7 protein-coding genes are annotated in these 8,459 nt (G+C 66.1%); 2 read left to right on the top strand and 5 right to left on the bottom strand.

Going from position 1 to position 8,459, the window contains the following annotated elements; genetic code table 11:
• The coding region (locus Mlute_RS12875) for a DEAD/DEAH box helicase (RefSeq protein ID WP_119361014.1) at nt 1-1,127 on the bottom strand (1,127 nt) is incomplete at its 3' end.
• Between the two features lie 36 nt (nt 1,128-1,163).
• Entirely contained in the window at nt 1,164-2,411 is a 1,248-nt protein-coding gene (locus tag Mlute_RS12880; protein WP_245958974.1) for an MFS transporter, read from the bottom strand.
• A gap of 42 nt (nt 2,412-2,453) precedes the next feature.
• Here Mlute_RS12880 and Mlute_RS12885 point away from each other — a divergent pair, with 42 nt between their 5' ends.
• A complete protein-coding gene (locus Mlute_RS12885; RefSeq protein WP_119361015.1) occupies nt 2,454-2,963 on the top strand; it encodes a TlpA family protein disulfide reductase in 510 nt (169 codons plus the stop codon).
• A 7-nt stretch (nt 2,964-2,970) separates the two neighbouring features.
• Here Mlute_RS12885 and Mlute_RS12890 read toward each other — a convergent pair whose 3' ends face one another.
• On the bottom strand, nt 2,971-5,172 hold the full coding sequence (locus Mlute_RS12890; protein WP_119361016.1) for an ATP-dependent Clp protease ATP-binding subunit: 2,202 nt from the start codon (nt 5,170-5,172) through the stop codon (nt 2,971-2,973).
• 411 nt (nt 5,173-5,583) lie between these two features.
• Here Mlute_RS12890 and Mlute_RS12895 point away from each other — a divergent pair, with 411 nt between their 5' ends.
• Entirely contained in the window at nt 5,584-7,107 is a 1,524-nt protein-coding gene (locus tag Mlute_RS12895) for a glycine--tRNA ligase (protein ID WP_119361017.1), read from the top strand.
• A 19-nt stretch (nt 7,108-7,126) separates the two neighbouring features.
• Here the strand turns inward: Mlute_RS12895 and prfB are convergent.
• Together prfB and Mlute_RS12905 are read right to left on the bottom strand one after the other, a co-directional pair.
• Nucleotides 7,127-8,225, bottom strand: a protein-coding gene (gene prfB, locus Mlute_RS12900) for a peptide chain release factor 2 (protein ID WP_119361018.1) whose coding sequence is annotated in 2 segments (ribosomal slippage) — nt 7,127-8,173 and nt 8,175-8,225 — 1,098 coding nt in all. Because the reading frame shifts where the segments join, the coding sequence is not laid out codon by codon here.
• Between the two features lie 34 nt (nt 8,226-8,259).
• On the bottom strand, nt 8,260-8,459 hold a 200-nt coding region (locus Mlute_RS12905), incomplete at its 5' end, for a methyltransferase RsmF C-terminal domain-like protein (protein WP_407942655.1).

An 8,459-nucleotide genomic window follows, 5' to 3' on the forward strand; every position in this document is an offset into this window, starting at 1 on the left:
GCCCGGCCCGCCCGCTGCCAGAAGGAGCTGAGCGAGCCAGGGTAGCCGAGCAGGACCACCGCGTCCAACTCCCCGATGTCCACCCCCAGCTCCAGGGCGCTGGTGCTTACCAAGACCCGCACCTCGCCCTCCCGCAGGGCTTTCTCTAACCGCCGGCGCTGGGCTGCGGTGTAGCCCGCTCGGTAGGGGCGTACCCGGTCGTCCCCAGCGTAGCGGGCCACCAGCTCGGCGGTGCGACGGGCATTGGTGAAGACGATGGCCCGAAGGCCTTGCTCGGCGATGGAGCGGGCCAGGAGGGCGGCCTCCAGGTTGGGGCTGCGGCGGATTTTACCCTCTTTGTCCAGGGCCTTGGGCACCCACACCCCAAACTCCAGCTCCGCCCCTCGCGGGCGGGCCACCACCGCCTCAAAGGGTAGGCCAGTAAGGCCCAGGGCGTGGTCGGCTGGGTTGGCGATGGTGGCGCTGGCCGCGATGACCTGGGGCTGCGCGCCGTAGTGCCAGGCCAGCCGCAAGAGCCGCCGCAGGATGAGCGCGGTGTGGCTGCCGAACACCCCCCGGTAGGCGTGGAGCTCGTCTAGGACTATGTAGCGCAGCCGTCCTAGAAACTGGGCCCACTCGCCGTGCCGGGGCAGCAGCCCAAAGTGGAGCATGTCCGGGTTGGTGAGCAGGGCCTGTCCTTCCTCCCGGGCCTTCCTGCGGGCTTCGGCCGAGGTGTCGCCGTCGTAGGAATGGATGCGCTCGGCAACTCCCAAGACCCTTCCCATTCCCCGGAGCCGCTCGAGCTGGTCGTGGGCCAGGGCCTTGGTGGGGTACAGCAAAATCGCGGTTTCGCCCTCCAGCAAGGCCTTGAGCACCGGCGCTTGAAAGACCAGGCTTTTGCCCGAGGCGGTGGAGGTGGCCAGCACCACGTGCCGCCCCCTCTCCAACTGGGCGAAGGCCTCGGCCTGGTAGGGGTAGGGCCTCAGCCCCAGGGCCGTGAGTAAGCCGGAAAAGACCCCCTGGTAGTCCACGGGGGTAGGCGGATGGGGCGGGAGGAGCCGGACAAAGCGGAGCTGTCCGGCGTAGCCTTCCAGGCTGCGCAGCCAGTCGGCGTAGGAGGGGTGGGGGGTGAGCTCCTTGGGCAGCACAGCAAGACCAATATCCCAGGCCCTGCGGGCCGGGTGTCAAGGCCTAAATACCCCCGGGGCAGCCTCCCGCAGGCGATAGACCAGGGGCAGCGGCAACAAGGCCAGGAGCGCACCGAAGTAGCCCAAAGCGCGCAGGTCAGAGGTTTCCACCACCAGCCCCCCCAGGATGGGCAGGGCCATCCCGGAAAGGTTGGCCCAGGCCTCCAAGACCCCTGTGGCCCGGCCGCGCTCGCTGGGGAGCGTGACGTCGGCCAGCATGGTGTTGGCCGCAAGGAAGGCCCCCGACCAGCCCAGCCCCACCAGGAAGGTGCCCGCGGTGATGGCCCCGTAGCCCTGGCCCAGCCCCACCAGCAGGGCCCCTAAGGCGGCCACCGCGAGGCCGCTTCCCATCACCGGTTTGCGGCCCATTCGGTCGGTGAGGCGGCCGATGGGCCAGGAGAAGGCGAACATGCCCGCCACGTGCAGGGCTACGGAGAGGGATATTTGGGACAGGCTGCACTCCAGGGCTTTTAGGGCTAGGGCGGTCATGGCCATCATCATCACCATCTGGCCTTGCGCGGCCACTGCGGAGAAAAGGGCTGCGGCTCGTGGCTGGGCTTGGTGCCCGCCCCTAGGGCCAGCGGCAGGGGTGGCCCCTTGGAGGTCCCCTGGGGGGTAGTAGTCCTCCAGGTGCTGGGCTATGCGCTTTGGGTCGGGCCGGATGCTTGCGACCAGCAGGAAGCCTGGGAGTACCAAAAGCGGCACCAGCAGCCAGGCTAGGGCGATTTCGCTGAGCTCGAGCCTCCTCCCCAGCCCCTCCGCCAGGGCCACCAGCCCCGGGGAGAGCCCCGCTCCCAGAAGCGAGCCCATGGCCACCAGGCTCAGCCCCTCCCCCCGCCGGCTGGGGGGGTACATGTCGGCCGCGGCGACCCGCATCTGCTGCACCGCCCCCACCCCTGTGCCGAAGACCAGGACGCCCAGCACGAAGAGGGCCAGCGAGCCCATTAGGGTTGCCCCACCGATGAGCAGGGCCCCCACCAGGGCCAGCCACAGCCCTAGGTACAGGGTGGGCTTGCGTCCCCAGAGGTCAGAAAGCCGCCCGATGGCGTAGGCGGTGAGGGCTCGAGAGAGCCCCATCAGGCTGGTGGCCAGCCCGGCGAAGGCCGCGCTGCCCAGGAGGGTGACCACCTGGATGGCCCCGAAGGTGGGCACGAGCTGGACTCCGGCCCCGTTTATGGCCTGAACCATGGCCAACAGGAGGGTGTTTCGCCTAACGGTGGGGGGTATGGGAGGGGGGCCGGACACAGGGGAGAGTATACGCCCCGGGTGGCCTGCTAAACTGGCGGTGTGGAGAAGACGCCTATAGGGCTTTCCCCTAGGTTGCGGCTGGGCTTGGTGGGCCTGATTGCGGGGGGATTGGTCCTCCTGGCCCTCTTCGCCACCCCCCCTCGGCCACCGACCGGCGACCTCCCCCAGGCCACCTTGGTTCGGCTGGACGGCACCCCGGTGCGGCTCCAAAGTGGCAAGCCCACCGTGCTCACGGTCTGGGCCACCTGGTGCGGCTACTGCCAGCGCCAGCTTCCGGAGTTTGAGGCGGCGGCTCGAGCCCACCCAGAGGTGCGCTTTGTGTTTGTCAACGATGGTGAGCCCGCGTCTTTGGTACGCCAGTTCCACGACGCCCGGGGCTTCACCCACGCCGAGGTCTATCAGGACGCCCTGCGGGCGGTGGCCCAGGCCCTGCGGGTCAACGGCTACCCCTCCAACTTTTTCTACAACGCCCAGGGCGAGCGGGTAGGGGAGGTGCGGGGCTACATGAGCCCGGAGCAGCTTCGGGCGGCCCTGGCCCAGCTCAGGTAGGGGCTCCCTAGGCCAGGCTCAGGGCCTGCTCCTCAAAGGCGATGCCCCCGTCCTTGAGGGTCACGTAAAGGGTGCGGCCAGGCCGGGAGAGGAGCTCGAGGGAGAGGGGGTCCTCGATTTTCTCCCGAATCAGGTTGCGCAGGATGCGGGTGCTGCCCTGCTTGGGGGCCTGCTCCACCAGCCAGCCCGCCACCGAAGGATCAAAGCGCACGATCTTCTCACGCGACTCCAGCTCTTTGCTGATCTCCTGGAGCATGATCTGGGCCACCTGCACCAGCTCGGCCGGCTCGAGGGGCCGGAAGCGGATGACCTCGTCCAAGCGGTCTAGGAACTCCGGCGTGAAGAGGGCTTTGAGGGGGCTTTCGGTGTCCACCTCCCGGCTGGTGAAGCCGATGGCTGGCCCCACGTTGTAGCCGGTGTTGGAGGTCATGATGAGAATAACCCGACGGAAGTCCACCGTGCGGCCCAGCCCGTCGGTGAGGCGACCTTCGTCCATCACTTGGAGGAAGGTGTTGTAGATATCCGGATGGGCCTTCTCTATCTCGTCCAGGAGCACCACGCTAAAGGGCTGGCGGCGCACCGCCTCGGTGAGGCGACCCCCTTGCTCGTAGCCCACGTAGCCGGGCGGGGCCCCGATGAGCTTGGAGATGGAGTGGGGCTCTTGGAACTCGGACATGTCAAAGCGGATGAGGGCTCGCTCCGAGCCGAAGAGCACCTCGGCCAGGGCCTTGGCCAGATGGGTCTTGCCCACCCCCGAGGGGCCCACGAAGAGGAAGCTGGCCGAAACCCGGGTGCGCCCGCCCAGGCCCACCCGGCTGCGGCGCAGGGCCGCAGCCAAGGCCTCCACCGCTTCCTTTTGCCCGATGACCCGCTTGTTCAGCTCCTCTTCTAGGTGGAAGAGCTTGCTGTCGTCCTTGTCGTCAATGTAGATGCCGCCCCAGGAGTCCACCACGCTCTCAATGTCCTCCCGGGCCACTAAGGGGGTGCCGTCTTCGTCCACGGCCACCGGCAGGCCCAGCGAGTCGTTTAGCCGCACCCGGCTGGCGGCCTCGTCTATGAGGTCTATGGCTTTGTCGGGGAAGTTGCGCCCGGGGAGGCTGCGGATGCCGATTTTGACCGAAAGCGAGAGGATTTCGTCGGGGATAACCACCCCGTGGTGGGCCTCGTAGCGGGGGCGCAGCCCCTTCAGAATCTCCAAGGTTTCCTCTGGGGTAGGCTCGAGCACGATTACCGGCTGGAACCGGCGTTCCAGGGCCGCGTCCTTTTCAATGTAGCGGTGGTACTCCCCGGTGGTGGTGGCCCCGATGACCTGAATTTCCCCCCGGCTCAGGGGTGGCTTTAGGATGTTGGCGGCGTCCAAGGTGCCCTCGGCCCCGCCGGCCCCAATCAGGGTGTGCAGCTCGTCAATAAAGGCCACCACCTTGGCGTTTTTGAGCTCCTCAATGATTTGGCGCAGCCGCTCCTCAAACTCACCCCGGTACTTGGTGCCGGCTACCACCCCTGCGAGGTCTATGGAGACGATGCGGGCCCCCCGCAGCACGGGGGGCACCCGACCTTCCACGATGGCCTGGGCCAGCCCTTCCACAATGGCGGTCTTGCCCACCCCGGGGTCGCCCACCAGCACCGGGTTGTTCTTGGTGCGCCGGGCCAGAATCTGGATGACCCGGTTAATCTCCTCGGTGCGGCCGATGACGGGGTCCAGCTTCCCCTCCCGGGCCTCTTTGGTTAGGTCGCGGCCGTACTCGTCTAGGAAGGGGGTGGCCACGGTTTTTTCCTTGGTTTCTCCGACTTGAGAGAGGATGCGCCAGCGGATGGTGTCCACATCCTTGGCGTAATGGGTCAGGATGCGGTAGGCGATGCCGTCTCCCTCGCGGATGATTCCCAAGAGGATGTGCTCTGTGCCGATGACCTGGCTGGACATGTTGCGGGCCTCGGCGCCGGCCAGCTCCATGACCCGCCGGGCTCGAGGGGTGATGGCCGGGGGCTCACCGGTGCGGCTGCCCTCGCCCCGGCCCACCAGCTCCTCCACCATGCGCCGCATGGCCTCGAGGCTCGCACCATACTCCATGAGGATACGGGCTGCGGTGCCCCCTTCGCGCATCAGGCCCAGAAGCAGGTGCTCGGGCCCGATCATGCTATGACCCAGCCGGCTACCCTCTTCTCTGGCGTAGTGGAAAACCAACCTGGCGCGGTCGTCGTACCTGTTCAAGGGCGAACCTCCTGGTGTGTCGGACAAGTCAACATGGCGCGGCGTTCTTCCCTTCCTCAATGATACAGTATGGCCGGTTTGTCCTGGGTGTTTGCGCCACACGTTACGAAGCGTTGCCGAGGGCCTTGAGCTTTTCTGAAGGGTTTGCCGGCCTTGCCCCTTAGGGGGATTTGTGCTAGTTTTTCCCTTGCGCTGAACCGCAGGAGTAGCCCGGTTCCAGCCGCAGCGAGCCTGGGAGGGTGGAAGCCGGGTGGCCAAGGGCCGGGTGAAGGGCGGCGGTATTTGCCTATAGGGCCAGCGCACCGACCAGAGGTGCCCGGGGAAGCCCGGGAACTGGGGTGGAACCGCGGAAGTGTACCTTTCGTCCCCAGGCCGGCTTGGCCGGGGGTTTTTATATGCCGGAGGGGAATTATGCCCGCTGAAACGTTGGAGGAGCTGGTTAGCCTGTGCAAGCGACGGGGCTTCATCTTTTCTGGTTCGGACATCTACGGGGGTCTGCAAGGCACCTACGACTACGGCCCGTTGGGGGTTGAGCTCAAGAACAACCTCAAGGCGGCCTGGTGGAAGGCCATGGTCTATGAGCGGGACGATATGGAGGGGCTGGACTCGAGCATCCTCACCCACCGCTTGGTTCTGCACTACTCGGGCCACGAGGCCACCTTCTCTGACCCTTTGGTGGACAACCGCATCTCCAAGAAGCGCTACCGCCTGGACCACCTGCTCAAGGAGCAGACCCCCGGGGTACTGGAGGCGGTGGCCGGGGCTATGGGCCTTTCCGAGGTGAGCCTGGCCGCCTTGGTGGCCCGGATGCTGGCCGAGCCCGAACGGGCCGCTTCAGCTATGAACGCCGCTGGGGTGGTGGACCCCGCCGATGGGGCTAGAGGCGACTGGACGCCGCCCAGGCCCTTCAACATGATGTTCAGGACCCAGATTGGCCCGGTGGCCGACGAGGAGTCGTTCGGTTACCTGCGGCCTGAGACCGCCCAGGGGATTTTCATCAACTTCAAGAACATCCTGGACGCCACTTCCCGCCGGCTTCCGTTTGGTGTGGCCCAGATTGGCAAGGCCTTCCGCAACGAGATTACCCCCCGCAACTTCATCTTCCGGGTGCGTGAGTTTGAGCAGATGGAGATCGAGTACTTTGTCAAGCCCGGCACCGACGAGGAGTGGCACCAGCGCTGGCTGGAGATAAGGCTTGCCTGGTGGGAGGCCCAGGGGATTCCCCGCGAGCAGATTCAGGTTCTGGACGTCCCTAAGGAAGACCTCTCCCACTACTCCAAGCGCACCTTTGACCTGATGTACAACTTCCCCACCTTGGGCTTTGAGGAGATTGAGGGCATTGCCAACCGCAGCGACTACGACCTGGGCAGCCACACCAAGGGCCAGTCGGGGCTCAGGATTCAAGCCAGGGTGATGGAGAATCGCCACTCCACCGCCCGGCTGGCGGTACAGGACCCCGAAACCAAGGAGTGGTTTGTGCCTTTCGTGATAGAGCCTTCAGCGGGGGTTGACCGCGGGGTGCTGGCCATCCTTTCCCAGGCCTACACCAAAGAGCGGCTGCCCAACGGGGAAGAGCGGGTGGTGCTGCGGCTCAAGCCCCACCTGGCCCCCATCAAGGTGGCGGTGATTCCCCTAGCTAAGAACAAGGAGGAGATTACCGCCTACGCTCGCCGGCTCAAGGCCGAGCTGCAGGCTTTGGGTCTAGGCCGGGTGTTCTATGAGGACACCGGCAACATCGGCAAGGCCTACCGGCGCCACGATGAGGTGGGTACCCCCTTCTGCGTAACGGTGGACTACGACACCATCGGCAAGAGCCAAAGCGGTAGCCCGGCCCTCAAGGATACGGTTACCGTGCGTGACCGCGACACCATGCAACAGGAGAGGGTCGCGGTGAGCGAACTGGCCGCTTACCTGCAGGAGCGGCTCAGGTTTTGAGGGCAGGGCTGGTGGGGGGCTACTCTTCGTCCCCCACCGCGGCGGTCTCGCGGCGCCCGGCCTTCCACTCCAGCCCGGCCCAGATGAGGCTTTCCAGGTCGCCGTCTAAGACGTTCTCGGGGTCGTGGCGCATCTCCCCGGTGCGGTGGTCCTTGACGTACTGCTTGTCCAACACGTAGCTGCGAATCTGGCTGCCCCACTCGATGGGACGGGCCTCGCCGCGGAGGCGGGCCAGCTCCTCCTGCTTCTTTTTGAACTCTATCTCGAAGAGCTTGGAGCGAAGGATGCTTAGGGCCAGCTCCTTGTTCTTCTGCTGGCTGCGGGTAATCTGGCACTTGACCTGCAGGCCGGTGGGTAGGTGCACCACCCGGACCGCGGAGTCGGTGGTGTTGACCCCCTGGCCGCCCTTGCCTTGGGAACGCATCACTTCGATGCGCAGGTCCTCGGGGTTAATTTGGACCTCCACCGTGTCGTCTACTTCGGGCATCACCTCCACTGCGGCAAAGCTGGTCTGGCGCTTGCCTTGGGCGTTGAAGGGAGAGGGGCGGACCAGGCGATGTACCCCGGCCTCCGCCGAGAGCAGCCCGTAGGCGTTCTCACCCCGCACGATGAACTGGGCGTGGTCAATTCCCGCCTCGGCCCCGGGTTCTAGGTCAACCAGCTCCACGCTGAAGCCTTTCCGCTCGGCAAAGCGGGTGTACATGCGGTAGAGCATCTGGGCCCAGTCGCAGGCCTCGGTGCCTCCCGCACCCGGTTTGATGGTTACAATGGCCGCGTTCTCGGCGTAGGGGAAGGAGAGCAGGGTTTGCCGATAGAGCTCTTCTAGCTCTTGACCGGCCCGCTCGAGCTCGGGTTGCAGCTCGGCCCGCTGCTCGGCCCCCATCTCCGCCCAGAGCTCCAGAAGCCCCTGCAAATCGGACTCCAAACGCCTGTAGCCCTCTACCGCCTTACGCAGACGGGCGGCCTCTTGGGAGAGCTTACGGGCCTTCTCGGCGTCGTTCCAGAGATGGGGGTCGTTTAGGAGGGGCTCGAGCTCCCCCAACCGGGCTTCCTTACCGGCGATGTCAAAGATACCCCCGGAGGGCGTCCAGGCGGTGCCTGAGGGTCTCTAGCTCCATAGCACCCAAAGTCTAGGGCTTGGGGGGAAGAAGGTCAAACCCCGGTCTTCCCTGGGCGCACTACCCCCCCCTTGACCCGGCCCCAGCCTAGGGCGAATTCGCCCACCGCTGTTTCCAGGGTGACCAGGGCCCAGCCCTCTGGGCCGTCCGCCTCAATGGGCTGGCCTTGAACAAAGGCCAGGGCCTGGGGGGCCTCGGGTGAGAGGGGGATGCGCCAGCGGACCTGCTTGGGGG

It is taken from the genome of Meiothermus luteus (assembly GCF_003574085.1).
Classification (GTDB): Bacteria; Deinococcota; Deinococci; order Deinococcales; family Thermaceae; genus Meiothermus; species Meiothermus luteus.